Below are 18554 nucleotides of genomic sequence, written 5' to 3' on the forward strand. Positions count from 1 at the left end.
TTTGTCGCAGCGACGATCCGTCTGCCACCGCGTCAATCAGACGACGAGTATAGCGGAAAACGGGTGGTGGCAGAGTCGGTAGCCTGTAGCGTCGGCCGCCGCGGCACCGCATCGCCGCATGCAGGTCATTGCAGGATCAGCAGCAGTTGGGCGTCTGCGTGTTCGCCGGGTGCGCGCGCGAAGCCGCTTCGCACATAGCGGTGCCAGCGGCCGATGATATAGCTGAGCAACAGATTGGCGCGCACGGCAGGATCGTAGCCAGCCGGCAGGGGGACGGTGATGTCGGGCACCGCGGCGGCATCGGTCGAAACGGCTTGCGTCCCGAGACGGGCGGCGCGGTGCTCGCCGTCCGCACCATCGAGACCGTCTGCTTTGCCTTCTGCCTCGCCGTCTGCCTGGATTACGCCTAACGCGCCGGCGGCCTCTACCGCGCGCACGCTGTCGCCGTTGCGCTGCGCGTGCGCCTCCGTCAAGCCGATGCGCAGGCATTGCTTCAGCGACGTTTCGATGCGCTCCAGTATCTGGTTCACGCGCTCGGTGAGCCGCTCATGCTCGCCGACGAGCGCTTCGCAGGTCAGCACGCGCGTCATGCCGGGATTCTTCGCCGAGAAATTGAGCAGCGTGAGCGCGATCGCGCGCGCCTGCAGCACGCCGTTCGGCTCCTTCGCGACAATCTGGTTGATGAGGCCAAAGAGCGTCTGCTCGATAAACTCGATCAGCCCCTCGAACATCTGCGCCTTGCTCGCGAAGTGCCGATACAGCGCCGCTTCGGACACGCCTAGCCGGGCGGCCAGCGCGGCGGTGGTGATTTTTTCGTTTTTCGGCGCTTCGAGCATCGCCGCGAGCGTTTGCAGAATGTGCACGCGGCGCTCGCCCGGCTTCAGGCGCGTCGCGCGGCCGCCGTTGCCGACGGTATCGCCGTTGCCGCCATGGGCGGCGTCGGCGGCGATGCTGTGATTTCCAGGTTGGTCCGGCTGGTCTTCGGTTACGGCCTCGTCATGCTTGCGGATCGGCTGCATGTCTGTCGTCCCTTCAGTCGCGCCGAGCGGTTGCCCAGTCGTAGCGATTTTAACGAACGAATGCGGCGGTCGACATAATGCGGGCGCCCCGTACCCGGCAACCGCGCCGGAACACCGTTTGCGCCCGTGCGGCGCGGCAGATGTCCGACGATCCATACGGTGCGCAAGCCGAGCCGCTTGTAGCTTTTCAGGTGGCCGCGCGTGTCTTCGACGAGGATCGCATCGGCGGCGCTCACATGCGCGTCGCGCATCGCCTTGCGCAGCATGGCGGGGTCGGGTTTCGCGCGCCAGCCGCGGCGGTCGCGCATATGCTCGACCGCGATCACGCGCTCGAACAGGCGCTCGATGCGCAGTTCGGCGAGCACCGCGCGCGCATACGCCTGGGGGCCGTTCGTCAACACGATCTTGCGGCCCGGCAGCGCGGCGATCAAGCGCGCGAGGCCGCGTTCGCTGCGCAGCATCGAGCGCAGATCACCGGGGAACGTGTGGACGACTTTCAGAAAATCGTGAGGATCGATCGGGTGATGGCGCGCAAGGCCGAGCAGCGTCGCGCCGTAACGTTGCGTGTAGCCGACGCGCAGCCGGTCGGCCTCCTCGTGTTCGACTTGCAGCGCATCGATGATGTACTGCGTCATCGCGGTGTTGATCGCGGGAAAGATCGCGTGCGACGCGCGATGCAAGGTGTTGTCGAGGTCGAACAGCCAGACCGGGCTGCCGGCTTCGATCTTTGGGCGGCGTCTCTTTTGGGCGTGGCGCATTGTTGGAACAGGTGGGGCGGGCGGTCGGCGCCGGCCGGGCGCTGGCACGCGCAGCCTTCGCTCAATGCGAGCGGATCATCGTGCCGAACGGCTGCTCGGTCAGAATTTCGAGCAGCACCGAGTGCTCGATGCGCCCGTCGATGATGTGCACCGAGCGCACGCCGCTCTTCGCCGCGTCGAGCGCCGACGAGATTTTCGGCAGCATGCCGCCCGAAATCGTGCCGTCCGCGAACAGTGCGTCGATTTCGCGCGCGGAAAGATCGGTGAGCAGCGTGCCTTCCTTGTCCATCACGCCTGGGATATTCGTCATCATGACGAGCTTCTCGGCGTTCAGCACGACCGCGAGTTTGCCCGCGACGAGATCCGCGTTGATGTTGTACGACAGGCCGTCTTCGCCGAAGCCGATCGGCGAGATGACCGGAATGAACGCGTCGTCCTGCAATGCCTTGACGACGGCGGGATTGATCGCTTCGACCTCGCCGACCTGGCCGATGTCGATGTACTGCCCCGGGTTGTCCCGGTCGGGCATCATCAGCTTGCGCGCGTGGATGAGGCCGCCGTCCTTGCCTGTGAGGCCCACCGCGTGGCCGCCGAAGTGGTTGATCAGCGTGACGATGTCCTGCTGCACTTCGCCGCCGAGCACCCATTCGACGACTTCCATGGTTTCTTCGTCGGTGACGCGCATGCCCTGGATGAAGGTGCCCTGCTTGCCGATCTTCTTCAGCGCCTGGTCGATCTGCGGGCCGCCGCCGTGCACGATCACCGGGTTGATGCCGACCAGCTTCAGCAGAATCACGTCGCGCGCGAAGCCCTGCTTCAGACGTTCCTCGGTCATCGCGTTGCCGCCGTATTTGATGACCACGGTCTTGCCGTGGTACTGGCGGATATACGGCAACGCTTCGGCCAGAATCTCGGCCTTCAGCGTGGGCGCGATCTGGGACAGGTCGGAAAGCTCGGACATGGCGGCGGCTCGGCGGGGACAAGTGAAAACAAGGGCGAATTGTACAGGAGTGGCGCGCTGCAACAGCGTTTTTGGCAGGGCTGCCGCGCCGCGCGCAGCATGCCGGCAGCGCAAGTTTCGCGGCGCGCGAGGTGCCGCGCGACAGGCAATCCGGCGCTCGTTTTGCCATGCCGCCGCGCGCACCGGTTGCGGCGCAAAAACATGCGCGTCTTCACCGTCGCATGCTCAATACGAAATCGGCGGCATGCGTTCGCCGCCGGTTCTGCTGACCGGCCAGACGTGGCATCATTTCCTCGTCCCCCGACCGGTTTCATCTCGCCGTTTATGAATCCGCCCGTTCCCCGATCGCCTGGCTCGCTTCGCGCGGCCGAATCGCGTGGCCCGAAAAGCGCGCGCTGTCCGCGCTGCGGCCGCGCATTCGATTGCGGGCAGGAGGCGCGCACCGCCGACTGCTGGTGCCGCGCGATGCCGCCGCTGCCGGCCGACAAGCTCAAAGCGGGCAGCCGCTGCCTGTGTCCCGAGTGCCTCGCGGAGGAAATCGCCCGCGCGCAGAACGATCCGGCGGCCGCCGCCGCCGCGGACGACTGAGCGAAGCGAACGCCGCCGCCCGAGTCGTGCCAGCTATACGTGTTGCGCCGGCGACACAATGACGCGGCGCATCGTCAGTGGCCCGAACCGGCCCTTTCAGCGGTTAAACTGACACGATGCACCGCATCATGAACACCGGCCGGGTCAACCTCGAGCATCTTTTCTGGCTGCGCAGCCTCGCCATCATCGGCCAGTTGCTGACCATCGCGTTCGTCCAGACTTTCGTCGGCGTTACGCTGCCGCTGCCCGCGATGCTGCTCGTGATCGGCCTCGAAGTGATTTTCAACGGCTTTACATGGCTGCGCGTCTCGCTGCAGCGGCCCGAATCGAATCTCGAACTGTTCGGGCAGCTGTGGGTCGATCTCGGTGCGCTGTCGGCGCTGCTGTTTCTGTCGGGCGGCACGACCAACCCATTCGTTTCGCTCTACCTGCCATCGCTTGCAATCGCGGCGGCCGTGCTGCCGTGGCATCTGATGATCTGGCTCGCCGCGTTCGCGGTCGCATGCTACGCAGTGCTCGGTTTCGAATCGGTGCCGCTCAACCTCGATAATCCCGCGAATCTTTTCGATTACTACCGCGCCGGCATGTGGGTGAACTTCACGGTCAGCGTCGGGTTGATCGCGTGGTTCGTCGCGCGCATGTCCAAAGCGTTGCGCCAGCGCGATGCGGCGCTCGGCGACGCGCAGCAGCGGTTGTTGCGCGACGAGCGCGCGGTCGCGCTCGGCGTGCAGGCGGCGACCGTCGCGCACGAAATCGGCACGCCGCTGTCCACCATTGCCATGCTCACCGAAGAATTGCGCGATGCGGCGCGCACCGATACGGGGCTCAAACCGTACGCGGCCGACCTCGATCTGCTCGAGCAGCAGATGTCGATGTGCACCTCGGCACTCGCGCGCCTGCGCAGCCGGGCATCGGCGCCGGGCAGCCGCCAGACGGTCGGCGAGTGGCTCGATTCGTTCGTCCAGCAATGGCGGCTGCGGCATCCGCATGTCGAACTCGATACGCTCGCCGCGGCGCCGGCAGGCGCGGTGGTCGACGATACGGTCGCGGTGAGCCAGATTCTCACCATCCTGCTCGACAACGCGGCGCGTGCGAGCCGCGATCACGTCACGTTGAAGGCGTCGCTCGTCGAGCACGGCGGCGCGATCGAATTCGAGGTGTGCGACGCCGGGCCCGGCATTCCCGCGTCGCTGCGCGCGTCGCTCGGTACGGCGCCCGTCGACAGCACGCAGGGCGGTCACGGCGTCGGCCTCTATCTCGCATTTTCGGCGGCGGCGCGCCTGGGCGGCTCGATCGAGCTGACCGACGCGCGCGACACGCGGCCGCGCGAAGTGGCGCCGCGCGGCACGCGCGCGGTGCTGCGGCTGCCGGTCGCCGCTTACGATTCATCCGGCGCGGCCGATAAAGGCCTCGCGTCGTCCAACAAGGAGAAACAAGCATGAGCGATATGAATTTCCTCGTCATCGACGACGACGAGGTATTCTCCGGCATTCTCGCGCGCGGCCTGACGCGGCGCGGCTACACGGTGGCCGAGGCGCACAACGCCGACGACGCGATTCGCCTCGCGAACCAGCAGAAGTTCGGCCAGATCACGGTCGACCTGCATCTGGGCAAGGACTCGGGGCTCAATCTGGTCGCACCATTGCGCGAACTGCAGCCGAATGCACGGATGCTCGTGCTGACCGGTTACGCGAGCATCGCGACAGCGGTGCAGGCGGTGAAGGACGGGGCGGACAACTATCTGGCGAAGCCGGCGAATGTCGAGACGATACTTGCGGCGCTGCAAAGCGAAGCGAGCGCGGTGCAGGCCGAAGAAGCGATCGAGCACCCGACGCCGCTTTCGGTCGCGCGTCTCGAGTGGGAACATATCCAGCGCGTGCTGGCCGAGAACAACGGCAATATCTCGGCGACCGCACGCGCGCTGAACATGCATCGGCGCACCTTGCAGCGCAAGCTCGCAAAACGGCCGGTCAAGCAGTAGTCAGGGAGTAACGAGGCAGCACCGGGACCGTAGCGGGAGGCAGTGGCGCGGCCGGTTACCGGGCATGCGTGGCAAAGAAAACGGGCGGCTTCGCGGGAAGCCGCCCGTTTCGATTTCGCCTCGCTGCGCGACGCGGATGCGTGCTGGCGATTACAGCACGTAGCGCGACAGATCTTCGTCGTCGGCGACTTCGTTCAGCGCACGGTCGACATACGCGCCATCGATCACGACGTTCGTGCCCGCATGGTTGCCAGCCGAGAACGACACTTCCTCGAGCAGCTTTTCGATCACCGTATAAAGCCGGCGCGCGCCGATATTCTCGGTCTTCTCGTTCACCGAGAATGCGATCTCCGCGAGACGCCGGATGCCGTCGTCGGCGAAGTCGAGGTGCACGTCTTCGGTTTCGAGCAATGCCTGGTATTGCTTGACGAGGCTCGCATCGGTGGCGACGAGAATCGCTTCGAAGTCCTTCACCGACAGCGAATCGAGCTCGACGCGAATCGGAAAGCGCCCTTGCAGTTCGGGAATCAGATCGCTCGGCTTGGCCAGATGGAACGCGCCGCTCGCGATAAACAGGATGTGATCGGTTTTCACCATCCCGTACTTCGTGTTGATCGTCGTGCCTTCGACGAGCGGCAGCAAATCGCGCTGCACGCCCTGGCGCGACACCTCGCCGCCGCCCGCTTCGTTGCGCGATGCGATCTTGTCGATTTCGTCGAGGAACACGATGCCGTTCTGCTCGACGTTCTGCACCGAGCGTGTCTTGATTTCCTCGTCGTTGAGCATCTTCGCTGCTTCCTCGTCCGTCAGCAGCTTCAGCGCTTCCTTGACCTTGAGCTTGCGGCGCGATTTCTTGCCGCCGCCCAGATTCGCGAACATCGACCGGATCTGCTCGGTCATGTCTTCCATTCCGGGCGGGCCCATGATGTCCATGCCGGTCGCGGGCGCTTCGATGTCGAGTTCGATTTCCTTGTCGTCGAGCTGACCTTCGCGCAGACGCTTTCGGAATGTCTGACGCGTCGAGCTCGGTTCGTCGTGCGATTCTGAGCCGCCCGAACCGAAACCGACGGGGCGCGCCCCCGGCAACAGGATATCGAGGATGCGGTCTTCGGCCTGGTCCTGCGCTTTGGAGCGCACCTTGCGCATTTCGGTCTCGCGCGTCTGCTTGACCGAGATCTCCATCAGGTCGCGCACGATGCTGTCGACGTCGCGGCCCACGTAACCGACTTCGGTGAATTTGGTGGCTTCGATCTTGATGAACGGCGCGTCCGCGAGCTTCGCGAGACGTCGTGCGATTTCGGTTTTGCCGACGCCGGTCGGTCCGATCATCAGAATGTTCTTCGGCGTGATTTCCTGCCTGAGCGGCTCGGCGACCTGCTGACGGCGCCAGCGATTGCGTAGCGCGACGGCGACGGCCTTTTTCGCGCGGTCCTGACCGATGATGTGTTTGTCGAGTTCCGAGACGATCTCGGCGGGAGTCATGGTGCTCATCGTGGGTCCTTACTCGATCGTCTCGATGACGCGATTGTGGTTCGTATAGATGCACATGTCGCCGGCGATCTCGAGCGACTTTTCGACGATCTCGCGCGGCGACAGTTCAGTGTTGTCCGCCAGCGCCTTTGCCGCGGCTTGCGCATACGCGCCGCCGGAGCCGATCGCGCAGATGCCGCCTTCGGGATCGAGCACGTCCCCGTTGCCCGTGATGACGAGCGTGGCCTGTGCGTCGGCGGCGATCAGCATCGCTTCGAGACGGCGCAGCATGCGATCGGTGCGCCAGTCCTTCGCGAGTTCGACGGCGGCCCGGGTGAGATTGCCCTGGTGCTTTTCCAGTTTCGCTTCGAAGCGATCGAGCAGCGAGAAGGCGTCGGCCGTGCCGCCGGCGAATCCGACCAGCACCTTGCCGTTGTAGATGCGCCGGACCTTTTTGGCGCCGCCTTTCATGACGATGTTGCCGAGGGTGACCTGGCCGTCTCCGCCGAGCGCGACCTTATCGCCTCGGCGCACGGAGACGATCGTCGTGCCGTGAAATTGCTCCATGTGCGTTCCTTCCTTGTGCAAAACAGGTGGTACGCGGTGCTCGCGCTGCGTCACCGCGAAAATCCGTGACAGCGGACCGCGCGCGATGCCTCGACGACGCGCGCGTTCTACGCATTCGGTTTATTTTAGGGCTTACGAGGCCATATCAAGGGCCGTGGCGACGAGACGCACCACAAATGCCGTGCGCAATCGCTATGAATTTCGACAGAAGAATCTGAGTTGACCGGTAAATCGTGCGCGATTTTGCAAGACGATGCCGGTGAAGCTTACCTGTCGTGGGGGCTGCAGTGCGACGGCCATTGCTGGACCCGACACGCACCTGGGACGAAACGCCGGCGAGAACGCGGCGAAAGTGCGATGCACGCGCAAAAGAAAAGAGGCGCACGAACCCGTGCGCCTCTCAAGGAAGCAGCGATAAAGACGCGGACCCCGCGCCGCGCCTGTGACAGACGTTCAGTCGCCGAACAGCTTCTGGCGCAGCTCGCGGCGCTCCTGCGCTTCGAGCGACAGCGTAGCGGTCGGTCGCGCGATGAGGCGCGGAATACCGATCGGTTCGCCCGTTTCTTCGCACCAGCCGTAGTCGCCCGATTCGATCCGCGCGAGCGACTGCTGCACTTTCTTCAGCAGCTTGCGCTCGCGATCGCGCGTGCGCAATTCGAGCGCATGCTCTTCCTCGATCGTGGCGCGATCGGCCGGGTCCGGCACGATCACGGTTTCGCGCAGATTCTCAGTGGTCTGGCCGGCATTGCGGAGAATCTCCGCCTGCAACTGCTCGAGCCGGTTCTTGAAGAAAGCGAGCTGATCCTCGTTCATGTAATCCTTGTCGCTCATCTTCAGGATTTCGGCTTCAGTCAAGAGTCGTTTCGTCGTCATCTGGCTTGCTTCTTCAATGTGAGGCAAACGGTGAGATTTGCCCGCACTTTCGTGTTGCCCGCAAAGGCGCTCGCTTCAAGGCGCTTGAAGACGCTCAATTCTCGCGCCGGCGAACACGGACGGTGGGCTGTCGTGACGCCGAAGCGCCGGTGCGGGGCCGAACTCCTCTGGAAACCGATCTACAGATACAGCTACTCCCGAGGCAATGCTTCCCTGGCAGCGCGCGTTATGAGCCGGCGTGCCTGCCGGCATATCGGCGTATTGCCCGGATAAGGTCTTCCGGCGCCGTTGCTTGCCCGGCACGATTGCGCGCTGACCGGGCGATTCGTTCTCATTCTCCAGCGGGGTCGTATTGTAACTGAATCGCACTGCAGCCCCGCAATCGGGGGCAATCCCTGTCACGACCCCCGGATATCGACAAAATATAACGCGGCAACTGTCAAAAAGCGATGGTTCTACGTGCGTTAGACCGCAGGAATTGCCTGTGTTTCGCGCGGTCGCAACGGCCCGTTGCTCGCGGCCGCGGCGCGAGACGGGCAAGCGGGCTCATATAGCCCGATCAAAATACGATGCAGACGCGAGGCTGCAGACCCGGGCCGCCGAATTCAGTCCGCGAATCCGGGCGGCCTGTTCACACCAGACACGCGTCGAGGCCGTCGGTGATCAGATCCTGCGGCAGCTCGATGCCGATAAAGACCATCTTGCTGGTCTTCTTCTCGGCCGGCAGCCACTTGGCCGCGAGATCGCTGCCCATCATCTGATGAACGCCCTGGAACACCACCTTGCGATCGACACCCTTCATATACAGCACGCCCTTATAGCGCAACAGCCGCTCGCCGTAGATCTGCAGAATACCGCCGAGGAAGTCTTCGAGCCTGTTCGGATCGAACGGTCTATCGCTGCGATACACGAACGATTTGATCTTGTCGTCGTGATGCGCGTGATGGTGGTTGTGATGCGCGTGGTCGTGGCCTTCGTGATCGCAATGGCCGTGCTCGTGATCGCAGCTCGCGTGATCATGATCGTGGTCATGGTCGTGATGCGCGTGGTCGTGCTCGTCTTCGGCGAGGAAGTCGGGGTCGATCTCGAGCTTCGCGTTGAGGTTGAAGCCGCGCAGGTCGAAAATTTCCTTGATGTCGGCATCGCCGAAGTTCACGACCCTGATCGCCGCCTTCGGATTCATGTGCAGCAGACGGTGCCGCAGGTCGCCGAGCGCCGCTTCGTCGACGAGATCCGATTTCGTGACGAACAGACGGTCCGCGAAGCCGACCTGGCGCTGCACGACCTCGTGTTCGTCGAGCTGATGGTTCGCGTGCTTCGCATCGACGAGCGTGATGATCGCGTCGAGCAGGAATTCGTCGGCGATGCTGTCGTCCATGAAGAACGTCTGCGCGACCGGGCCCGGATTCGCGAGGCCGGTGGTCTCGATCACGACGCGGTCGAAATCGAGCTTGCCCGCCTGCCTCTGCGCGGCGAGATCGGCCAGCACGCGCGCGAGGTCGCCGCGGATCGTGCAGCAGATGCAGCCGTTGCTCATCTGGATGATCTGCTCGTCGGACTCCTGCACGAGGATCTCGTTGTCGATGTTCTCTTCGCCGAACTCGTTTTCGATCACGGCGATCTTCATGCCGTGCTGCTCGTTCAGGATGCGCTTGAGCAGCGTGGTTTTGCCGCTGCCCAGAAAGCCGGTGAGAATGGTCACGGGAATCATGTTGGTCGCCATATCGTGTCGCCTGTCCTGTGTGTGGTGAATTCGGTCGGACTCAATGAGCAGACTCAATGAAGAGACTCAATGAGCGGACTAATAAGACCCACGCGTGAATCGGGGGCGGGAACCGCCGGTTTTTGAGCCTTGTAAGCCTCGAGCCGGACGGATCAAGCCGGTTATTGAAACATATCTGCTGGGCCGCTGCCGGACGCCGGTCCCGGACGCTTACACCGGCGCCGTTCGCCCACGGGAAACAGCCAGAACTATGGGCGATCACGCGATTTGCAACAATAGGCCTTTCAGATATTCCCCTTCTGGAAAGGCCGTGAGCAGCGGATGGTCGACGCCGGCCCCGAGGCGCTTGAGGATACGCGCATCGACACGCGCATCGGCGGCCGCGCCGGCGACGATCTTCTGAAACAGCTCAGCATCGATCGCGCCCGAGCACGAATACGTGAACAGCAGGCCGCCCGGGCGCAGCAGCCTGAAGCCGCTCAGGTTGATGTCCTTGTACGCGCGCGCCGCCCGGTCGACGTGCTCGCGCGACGGCGCGAACTTCGGCGGGTCCAGCACGATGAGGTCGAAGCGCTCGCCGTCGTCGGCGAGGCGCCGCAGCGTCCTGAACGCATCGGCGTCGAGCCACGTCGCACGCGCGGCGTCGAAACCGTTTGCCGTGACGTTCTGCTGCGCGAGCGCGAGGGCGTCGCCCGACGAATCGATCGAGACGACGCGCTTCGCGCCGCCTTTGAGCGCCGCCAGCGAAAATCCGCCCGTATAGCAGAAGCAGTTCAGCACGTCGCGATCGTGCGCATACTGCTGGACGAGCGCGCGGTTGTCGCGTTGATCGATGTAGAAGCCTGTCTTGTGGCCGTTACGCACATCGACGTGATAGCGCACGCCGTTTTCGCTCGCGATCAGCGTCGCGGGCGGCGCGTCGCCGGCCATCACGCCGGTGATCGGCTCGAGCCCTTCCTTGTCGCGAATCGATACGTCCGAGCGCTCATACACGTTCGGGCAGCCGGTCGCGCCCGTCAGCGCGGCGACGATCGCGTCTTTCCACGCCTCGACGCCCGCCGCCATGAACTGGCAGACGAGCTGGCCGCGCGCGGCTTCGTCGTCGGCGACGTAGTAGTCGACGATCAGACCCGGCAGGCCGTCCGCTTCGCCGAAGATCAGCCGTACGGCGCCCGTGTCGCGCACCATGGCCTGCCGGTGCGCGAGCGCGCGCTGCACGCGGCGCTTGAAGAACGCGTGGTCGATCGGTTCGGCTTCGTCGAAGCTCCAGACGCGTGCGCGAATCTGCGAATGCGGGCTCCACGCGGCGCGTGCGAGAAAGCGGCCGTCGTGCGCGCGCACGAGCACGGTGGCGCCGGCGCCGGGTTTGCCGTCGACCCGGTCGATCGCGTTCGCGTAGACCCACGGGTGGCGGCGCAGCAGCGATTTTTCCTTCGACGGTTTCAGCGTGACGGTATTCATGAATGTCGTGTGTTTTCAGCAGAATAATGTGCGTTTCGGGGTGGGTTCGGGGCGGATGACGGGAAGCGCTGCGCCTGCTGCCTGCCTCGCCTGATCGAAGCCAGTCCACGGCCGTTGGCCGCCGATCCCGCCTCATAGCGCCTCATAGCGCTTCCTTGCGCGATTCGCGTGACCGGCGCTATCCGCGTTTCTTCGCCCGCGGATGCGCCTGATCGTAGACCCGTGCGAGGTGTTGAAAATCGAGCGCCGTATAGACCTGCGTCGCCGTGATGCTCGCGTGGCCGAGCAGTTCCTGCACCGCGCGCAGGTCGCCGCTCGACTGCAGCACGTGCGTCGCGAACGAATGGCGCAGCACGTGCGGGTGCACGTTGGCCGGAATGCCGGCCAGCATCGCCGCGCGCTTGACGCGCTCGCGCACGACATTGGGCGACATCCGTTTGCCGCGCGCGCTCAGAAAAAGCGGATGCGGATCGAGCTTGACGAACTCGCCGCGCACGCCGAGCCAGGCGCGCAACGCAACGAGCGCCTTGCTGCCGACCGGCACGACGCGCCGGCGGTTGCCCTTGCCGAGCACTTCGACTTCCGCCGCATCGAGCTTGAGCCAGCCCGCCGAGCGGTAGCCGTCGGCATCGGCGAAATGGACGTCGAGGCCGACCAGTTCCGCGAGCCGCAAGCCCGACGAATAGAACAGTTCGAGCATCGCGTGATCGCGCAGGCTTTCGGCGTTGTCGGCGACCGGCGCTTCCATGAGCCTGTGGGTGTCGTCGACCGAGAGCGCTTTCGGCAGCGTCTTCGCCTGCTTCGGCGCGCGCACCGTTGCGACCGGGTTGGCCGGCAGTTCGACACGCCCTGCGAGCCAGCGATAGAACGCGCGCCATGCCGATAGCCGGTGCGCGATCGAGCGCGCCGTGAGGCCGCCCGCATGCGCGCGCGCGACGGCGCCGCGAATGTCGGTGGCCGTCAGGCTTTCCAGCGCGCGGCCATTCGCGAGCTTCTTCAGCTCGTCGAGTTCGTGCGTGTAGCCGCGCAACGTATGCGCGGACAAGCGCCGCTCGTGTTCGAGACTTGCCAGATAGGCGGCGATCGGATCGGCGGGCGTCACGATGGGAACGTTCCGTCAGCGTGCGAGCCGCGGGCTGTCCGTGCCCGTCGAACGGAGCGGCGGCGCATGATCAGCGCGGCAGCAGCCGGCTCAATGCGGCGCTGGCGAGCGTGCCGATCTGCGTGAGAAAGTCGGTCGCCATGCCGTCGTGAAAGCGCCGCGGATCGGCCGAGCCCATCACGAGCAGGCCGAATACGTTGCCGGTTTCGTCGCGCTCCGGATCGCGCAGCGCGATCAGCGAGATCGATTCGATCGCTTCGCTGCCGTTTGCGCCATGCGTTGCGTTCGCACCGCTTGCGCCGTTTGCTCCGCTCGTTGCGTTCGCCGCTTCGGACGCGCCGGACCCTTCGCCCGGCGGCGCAGCCGATACGGCCGACACCGTCGATGCGAGCCATTGCGCGGCCTCGAACCCGGTGTTCGCCCCGCAGTACGGTGTGGCGAGGCTGCCCGCGAAGATGCGCACTTCCTCGCCGACCTGGCGCGTGAAATCGGCTTGCAGATACGGCTCGGCGACATCCCACACGCGCAGCGCCGCCTGCGGCACGTCGAACACCTCGCGCAAGCCGTGCGAGATCGTGCGCGGCAGTGCATACGGATCGCGTTCGGCCATCACACGGGCGGTCCAGCGATTGAATTTCGCCGAGATGCTGTCGTTCTCGTGGCCATAGCGCAGCAGTTCGGCGAGGCGCCGCTCGAGCAGCTTGTTCTTGTCGCGCAGCATTTCCATCTGCCGTTCCTGCAGCGACACCGCAGCCTTGCCGTGCGGGTTCGCAAGCCGGATGGTCGCGAGCAGTTCCGCGTGATCCGCGAAGAATTCGGGGTTGGCGAGCAGGTAGTCGGCGACTTCGCGATCGTTCATGTTTTCAGCCATAAAGCCGCGCAGGCAGTCGCGCCGCGCGGCGGTCAAGAGTCAGTCGGCGAGTTCGATCTCGCCCTCGAACACCGTGGCAGCCGGGCCCGCCATCAGCAGCGGCGCTGCGCCGCCCGCCCACGAGATGGTCAGCACGCCGCCGTGAGTGTGCACGGTGACGGGCGAGTCGAGCAAGCCGCGCCGCACGCCCGCCGCGACCGCCGCGCAGGCGCCTGTGCCGCACGCAAGCGTCTCGCCGGCGCCGCGCTCGTAGACGCGCAGCCGGATCTCGTGGCGCGAGACGATCTGCATGAAACCCGCGTTCACGCGCTGCGGAAAGCGCGGATGCGATTCGATGACCGGACCGTCGGTGGCCACCGGGAAAGCTTCGACATCGTCGACCACCTGGACCGCATGCGGATTGCCCATCGTGACCGCCGAGATCCAGCGTGTCGTGCCGCATACATCGAGCGGCCAGAGCGTGTCGGCGCCCTCAGCGTGTCCATCGAGGCCGCGCGCATCGAACGGCACGCGGGCCGGCTCGAATACGGGCGTACCCATATCGACGGTCACTTCGCCGTTTTCCTGCATCGTCAGCGTGATGACGCCGTTCGGCACCTGCACGCGCACGCTGCGCGCGTCGGTCAGGCCCGTGTCGCGCACGAACTTGACGAAACAGCGTGCGCCGTTGCCGCAATGCTCAACCTCGCCGCCGTCGCAGTTGAAGATGCGATAGCGGAAGTCCACGCCGTCGATGGTCGGCTTTTCGACGAGCAGCAACTGGTCCGCGCCAATGCCGAAATGCCGGTTCGCGAGCGCGCGCACGTGCGCGGCCGTCAGCTCGACGGGCCGCGTAAAGCCATCGAGCACGACGAAGTCGTTGCCTGCGCCGTGCATCTTGGTGAATTTGAGTTTCATGGCGCTATTGTAAGTGACCCGGAACCGCTGCCGTGCGGCGTGCGCGCGCGGCCTCGCGTCAATTCGCGTCAATAGAATCCCGGTTGCCCCGGCGGGCGCGTCTTGAACCGTTTGTGCACCCAGTAATACTGCTCGGGAATGCGCGGAATCTGCTCTTCGAGAAACGCGTTCATGCGGCGCGCGTCGGCTTCGTCGTCGCCGGTCGGGTAGTTGTCCCACGGCTTGAAGACCCGCAGCTTATAACCTTTGTAGTTCGGCAGCACTTCGCCGATAAACGGCACGACCTGCGCATGCCCGACCTTCGCGAGACGCCCGACGGCCGTCAGCGTGCACGTCGGCACGCCGAAAAACGGCACGAAGGTCGAATTGCGCATGCCGTAGTCCATATCGGCGCCGAGCATGACGGGCTTGCGATCGCGCAGCCAGCGCAGCACGATGCGCGCGCTGTCCGCACGGCTCGCCATTTCGGCGTCGAAGCGGCCGCGCGCCTGTTTCGCGACGGCTTCGAGCTCCGGATTCGACATCGGCTGATACAGCGACCCGCACGGCCGCCGCAGCGAGTAATTGAGGAAGATCGAACCCGCCTCGATGCCGACGAAATGAAAGCCGAGAAACAGCGTGGGCGGCAGGTTCGGGTCCGTCAGATCGATGTCGCTCTCGAGCTGCACGAGCTTTTCGAGCTTTTTCGCCGAGCCGAACCACTGGACGCTGCGCTCCAGATAGCTGCGGATCGCATGCCGGAAGTGCTTTTGCGCGACGTCTTCGCGAACCTCGTCGCTCCACTCGGGAAAGCACAGCTTCAGGTTGATATGGACGATGCGGCGGCGCCGGCTCGGAATCTGGTAGAGCAGCCAGCCGAGGCCGTCGCCGAGCCGTGCCACGAAGCCGTAAGGCAAGATCGCAAAGAACTTGAGGAGCCCGATGGCCAGCTTCGGCCCGAAGCGGCTCAGCATGCAGACACTCGGGGCAGATTCGCGGAAAAACGCGCGTGGCGCTGCGCTGCGCAAAACAGGATGCGCGGATCGACCGGGGGGACGAGGGGCGGATAGGAATGCGGCACGCGTGGTTACTCTGTGACGATTAGAAGAAGTCGCTATAATAAGGGCTTCGCCGAGTTAATAGACAACTTGCGGGGCGAAGCCGAAAGCGTTCTGTTTTCGTCAACCATGTGGCTCAAAAAGGCCATGCATGGTTTTCGAAGAGCGCGGCCGGTAAGGAAATCCGCTAAAGCGTCGCCGCTTCAGGCTCTAGAAGTTGGCTACGTGAAACTCAAACCCGTAACCACATAACAAGGAGTCTGCAACGTGGCAAACGATTTTCTTTTCACCTCCGAATCCGTTTCCGAAGGTCATCCGGACAAAGTCGCGGATCAGATTTCCGACGCGATTCTCGATGCGATCTTCACGCAGGACAAATACTCGCGCGTAGCGGCTGAAACGCTGTGCAATACGGGTCTCGTCGTGCTGGCGGGTGAAATTACAACCACGGCCAACGTCGACTACATCCAGGTCGCGCGCGAAACTATCAAGCGCATCGGCTACGACAACACCGATTACGGTATCGACTATCGCGGCTGCGCCGTGCTCGTCGCGTACGACAAGCAGTCGCCCGACATCGCGCAAGGCGTCGATCGCGCACACGACAACAACCTCGATCAGGGCGCGGGCGACCAGGGTCTGATGTTCGGCTATGCGTGCGACGAAACGCCGGAACTGATGCCGCTGCCGATCCACCTGTCGCACCGTCTCGTCGAGCGCCAGGCGAATCTGCGTCGCGACGGCCGCCTGCCGTGGCTGCGTCCCGACGCGAAGTCGCAGGTCACGATCCGTTACGTCGACGGCAAGCCGCATTCGATCGACACCGTCGTGCTGTCCACGCAGCATGCGCCGGAAATCGAACTGTCGACGCTGCGCGAAGCCGTGATCGAAGAAATCATCAAGCCGACGCTGCCGGCCGATCTGATCAAAGGCGACATCAAGTTCCTCGTGAACCCGACCGGCCGTTTCGTGATTGGCGGTCCGCAGGGCGATTGCGGTCTGACGGGTCGCAAGATCATCGTCGACACCTACGGCGGCGCGGCTCCGCACGGTGGCGGCGCGTTCTCGGGCAAGGATCCGTCGAAGGTCGACCGTTCCGCGGCTTATGCGGGCCGTTATGTGGCGAAGAATATCGTCGCGGCCGGTCTCGCCTCGCGTGCGCTGATTCAGGTTTCCTACGCGATCGGCGTGGCGCAACCCACGTCCGTGATGGTCAACACCTACGGCACGGGCCGCGTGTCCGATGCGACGATCCAGCGTCTCGTGCTCGAGCACTTCGACCTGCGTCCGAAAGGCATCGTGCAGATGCTCGATCTGCTGCGTCCGATCTACGAGAAGACGGCTGCGTATGGCCACTTCGGCCGCGAAGAGCCGGAATTTACGTGGGAAGCAACGGACAAGGCGCTCGCACTCGCCGAAGCGGCCGGCACGGAGCCGGTGGTCGCCATCGCCTGACGCAAACCAAACCGTTCGGTAAAGAGCGAGTTTCACGCACCCTGCCAGCGCAACGCGCTGGCAGGGTGCTTTCGTTTACGGGCGGGAATCCGCGGCGTGCGAACTAGCGGCGAACAAACTAGTGGGCGAACACGAACCAGCCCGTGCTCGTCGTCGACATACGGCGCGGACGGCGGCTTGGGCTGCTCGTTGCGCGTGCTGCTGCATCGAATCCGCGCACGACGTTGAGTCCGCCGGCGATGCCCGCGACGCGCAACGGCGTCGGGCGGCGCGAGAGCAGCGAGCGCAGCGAAAAACGACGCGATGTGCGCTGCATTTTCAGCGTCGAGAAGAACGTGCGAAACCACATGCGCACGCCGTCGACAGGGCGGGCGTCGCGCCACTGTTCGGCGAGCGCGCGCGTGCGCGCCGAATGATGACGCAGTGCGCGCACGACGCGGCGGCGCGCGGGGCGCGCTGCGTTGAATGCGGCGCGTGTGAGTCCAGAGTTAAGCAAGGTGTGCATGGCGTGTGTTTTTCAGGCGATATGATGCGCGCAGGGGAAGTGCAGTAACCGTGCCAGCTTCCATCCGAAATTGGACTGGCCGGTGCGCTTACGAATAGGCGTGTAAGCGTGCGCGTAAAAACGCGGGGCATGGCGCGTGAAAACGGCACCGGCGCGCTGCTCGCAAAAGCCTGATGAATGATGAAAGACCGCGCAGAGGGCCGCGAAAGGCCGCGCGCGCAAGAAAGAGCGGATGGTCGCAATCGACATGGACGCAGGCTACACGCGATCGATGACGCGAGGAAGTCGGGTTTTTACCCTTGCGGTCATCGCTTGTACGATGCGAAACCGGCGGTTGGTACGGCATGCTGCATATCGCGGGCGTCCCTTACGTCTGTCAGGTTCCGCGTCGGGTTCGAACGATGTGCATTGTTGCATCCGCAGCGTGCGGCGTGCCCTCATCCGATACTGCCCCATGTGATCGGCCGCGTTTTACAATCGTGATTTAGCAGTCGAACGCCATCGGAAATGTCCATGTCCGTCCATTCGAAAAAGGAACAGGTAGAACTGCTGCGCGAGCAGGGTTTCGTCATCGTTCCGGGTTTGATGTCGCCCGCGCGCTGCGGCGAACTGAAGCAGGTCGCGCAACAGCAACTGAACGAAGCGGCCGCGCCGCTCGAATTCGAAGCAGACTTGCGCTATCCGGGCGCGCCCGATTCGAAGCATGCGCCCGGCGGGCATACGGTGCGGCGCCTGCTCGACGCCTACGCGCGTCATGCGCTGTTTCGCGAAGCGGCCACATCGTCCGATATTCGCAGCTGGATGGAGCTGTACTTCGGCGAGGAGCCGCGTCTTTCGCGTGCACACCACAATTGCATGATGACCAAGCACCCCGCATACGGCAGCCTGACAGGCTGGCATCGCGACGTGCGCTACTGGTCCTTCGAGCGCGACGATCTCGTTTCCGTATGGTTTGCGCTCGGACGCGAGACCGTCGATAACGGCGCGCTGTGGTTAGTGCCGGGCTCGCATACCGCGGCGCTCACGTCCGGGCGTTTCGACGACGCGAAATTCTTCCGCTCGGACTTGCCGGAAAACCAGGCGTTGATTCAAACCGCGGTGTCGCCGGAGTTGAATGTCGGCGACGTGGTCTTTTTTCACTGCAACACGCTGCATTCGGCCGGCAAGAATCTGACGAACGACGTGAAATTTTCGCTCGTGTTCACGTATCACGGCGCGAGCAATGTGCCGCTGCCGGGTTCGCGTTCTGCGTCGAAGCCCGAAGTTGCGTTTTGAACTTGCGTTTT

18 protein-coding genes are annotated in these 18554 nt (G+C 64.3%); 5 read left to right on the forward strand and 13 right to left on the reverse strand.

Annotation, left to right across the window (positions count from 1 at the left end; translation table 11 throughout):
- Nucleotides 1–125: 125 nt before the first annotated feature.
- The 3 genes from slmA to argB form a co-directional block, all read right to left on the reverse strand.
- Nucleotides 126–1019, reverse strand: coding sequence for a nucleoid occlusion factor SlmA (gene slmA / locus BTO02_RS33765; protein WP_156883728.1), 894 nt, complete (start codon nt 1017–1019; stop codon nt 126–128).
- Entirely contained in the window at nt 986–1777 is a 792-nt protein-coding gene (locus BTO02_RS01305) for a pyrimidine 5'-nucleotidase (protein ID WP_075155481.1), read from the reverse strand. Before BTO02_RS01305 ends, slmA begins: the two co-directional genes overlap by 34 nt.
- 61 nt (nt 1778–1838) lie before the next feature.
- Nucleotides 1839–2738 carry an acetylglutamate kinase gene (argB, locus tag BTO02_RS01310; RefSeq protein WP_075155482.1) on the reverse strand — a complete coding sequence of 300 codons (900 nt, stop codon included), beginning with the start codon at nt 2736–2738 and terminating at the stop codon, nt 1839–1841.
- 324 nt (nt 2739–3062) lie between these two features.
- Here argB and BTO02_RS01320 point away from each other — a divergent pair, with 324 nt between their 5' ends.
- From BTO02_RS01320 to BTO02_RS01330, 3 genes are all read left to right on the forward strand, one after another.
- Nucleotides 3063–3326 carry a cysteine-rich CWC family protein gene (locus BTO02_RS01320; RefSeq protein ID WP_075155484.1) on the forward strand — a complete coding sequence of 88 codons (264 nt, stop codon included), beginning with the start codon at nt 3063–3065 and terminating at the stop codon, nt 3324–3326.
- A gap of 116 nt (nt 3327–3442) precedes the next feature.
- The gene (locus BTO02_RS01325; protein ID WP_075155485.1) at nt 3443–4768 is read left to right on the forward strand and encodes an ATP-binding protein; all 1326 of its coding nucleotides are present in this window, start codon (nt 3443–3445) and stop codon (nt 4766–4768) included.
- A complete protein-coding gene (locus tag BTO02_RS01330) occupies nt 4765–5307 on the forward strand; it encodes a response regulator transcription factor (RefSeq protein WP_075155486.1) in 543 nt (180 codons plus the stop codon). Before BTO02_RS01325 ends, BTO02_RS01330 begins: the two co-directional genes overlap by 4 nt.
- 150 nt (nt 5308–5457) lie before the next feature.
- On the opposite strand, the gene hslU is transcribed toward BTO02_RS01330, so the two are convergent.
- From hslU to BTO02_RS01375, 9 genes are all read right to left on the reverse strand, one after another.
- Nucleotides 5458–6798 (reverse strand): ATP-dependent protease ATPase subunit HslU, encoded by a 1341-nt coding sequence (hslU, locus tag BTO02_RS01335; protein WP_075155487.1) that lies wholly within the window; start codon nt 6796–6798, stop codon nt 5458–5460.
- Between the two features lie 9 nt (nt 6799–6807).
- A complete protein-coding gene (gene hslV, locus BTO02_RS01340; RefSeq protein ID WP_075155488.1) occupies nt 6808–7344 on the reverse strand; it encodes an ATP-dependent protease subunit HslV in 537 nt (178 codons plus the stop codon).
- A gap of 453 nt (nt 7345–7797) precedes the next feature.
- The gene (gene dksA, locus BTO02_RS01345) at nt 7798–8217 is read right to left on the reverse strand and encodes an RNA polymerase-binding protein DksA (protein WP_075155489.1); all 420 of its coding nucleotides are present in this window, start codon (nt 8215–8217) and stop codon (nt 7798–7800) included.
- A gap of 631 nt (nt 8218–8848) precedes the next feature.
- Nucleotides 8849–9928 carry a CobW family GTP-binding protein gene (locus BTO02_RS01350; RefSeq protein WP_198039222.1) on the reverse strand — a complete coding sequence of 360 codons (1080 nt, stop codon included), beginning with the start codon at nt 9926–9928 and terminating at the stop codon, nt 8849–8851.
- A gap of 270 nt (nt 9929–10198) precedes the next feature.
- Nucleotides 10199–11401 (reverse strand): class I SAM-dependent rRNA methyltransferase, encoded by a 1203-nt coding sequence (locus tag BTO02_RS01355; protein ID WP_075155491.1) that lies wholly within the window; start codon nt 11399–11401, stop codon nt 10199–10201.
- Nucleotides 11402–11579: 178 nt separating this feature from the next.
- On the reverse strand, nt 11580–12503 hold the full coding sequence (gene xerC / locus BTO02_RS01360; protein WP_075155492.1) for a tyrosine recombinase XerC: 924 nt from the start codon (nt 12501–12503) through the stop codon (nt 11580–11582).
- A 70-nt stretch (nt 12504–12573) separates the two neighbouring features.
- The gene (locus BTO02_RS01365; RefSeq protein ID WP_075158509.1) at nt 12574–13362 is read right to left on the reverse strand and encodes a DUF484 family protein; all 789 of its coding nucleotides are present in this window, start codon (nt 13360–13362) and stop codon (nt 12574–12576) included.
- 51 nt (nt 13363–13413) lie between these two features.
- Complete coding sequence (dapF, locus tag BTO02_RS01370; protein WP_075155493.1) at nt 13414–14271, reverse strand: diaminopimelate epimerase; 858 nt, start codon at nt 14269–14271, stop codon at nt 13414–13416.
- A 68-nt stretch (nt 14272–14339) separates the two neighbouring features.
- Nucleotides 14340–15278 (reverse strand): lipid A biosynthesis lauroyl acyltransferase, encoded by a 939-nt coding sequence (locus BTO02_RS01375; protein WP_269667981.1) that lies wholly within the window; start codon nt 15276–15278, stop codon nt 14340–14342.
- A gap of 297 nt (nt 15279–15575) precedes the next feature.
- On the opposite strand from BTO02_RS01375, the gene metK reads away from it, so the two are divergent.
- The gene (gene metK, locus BTO02_RS01380; protein WP_075155495.1) at nt 15576–16763 is read left to right on the forward strand and encodes a methionine adenosyltransferase; all 1188 of its coding nucleotides are present in this window, start codon (nt 15576–15578) and stop codon (nt 16761–16763) included.
- A 118-nt stretch (nt 16764–16881) separates the two neighbouring features.
- Here the strand turns inward: metK and BTO02_RS01385 are convergent, their stop codons facing one another.
- Entirely contained in the window at nt 16882–17268 is a 387-nt protein-coding gene (locus BTO02_RS01385; protein WP_075155496.1) for a hypothetical protein, read from the reverse strand.
- Nucleotides 17269–17781: 513 nt separating this feature from the next.
- Between BTO02_RS01385 and BTO02_RS01390 the strand changes: the two genes are divergently transcribed.
- Complete coding sequence (locus BTO02_RS01390) at nt 17782–18543, forward strand: phytanoyl-CoA dioxygenase family protein (protein WP_075155497.1); 762 nt, start codon at nt 17782–17784, stop codon at nt 18541–18543.
- Nucleotides 18544–18554: the final 11 nt, after the last annotated feature.

This window comes from Paraburkholderia sp. SOS3 (genome assembly GCF_001922345.1).
Lineage (GTDB): Bacteria > Pseudomonadota > Gammaproteobacteria > Burkholderiales > Burkholderiaceae > Paraburkholderia.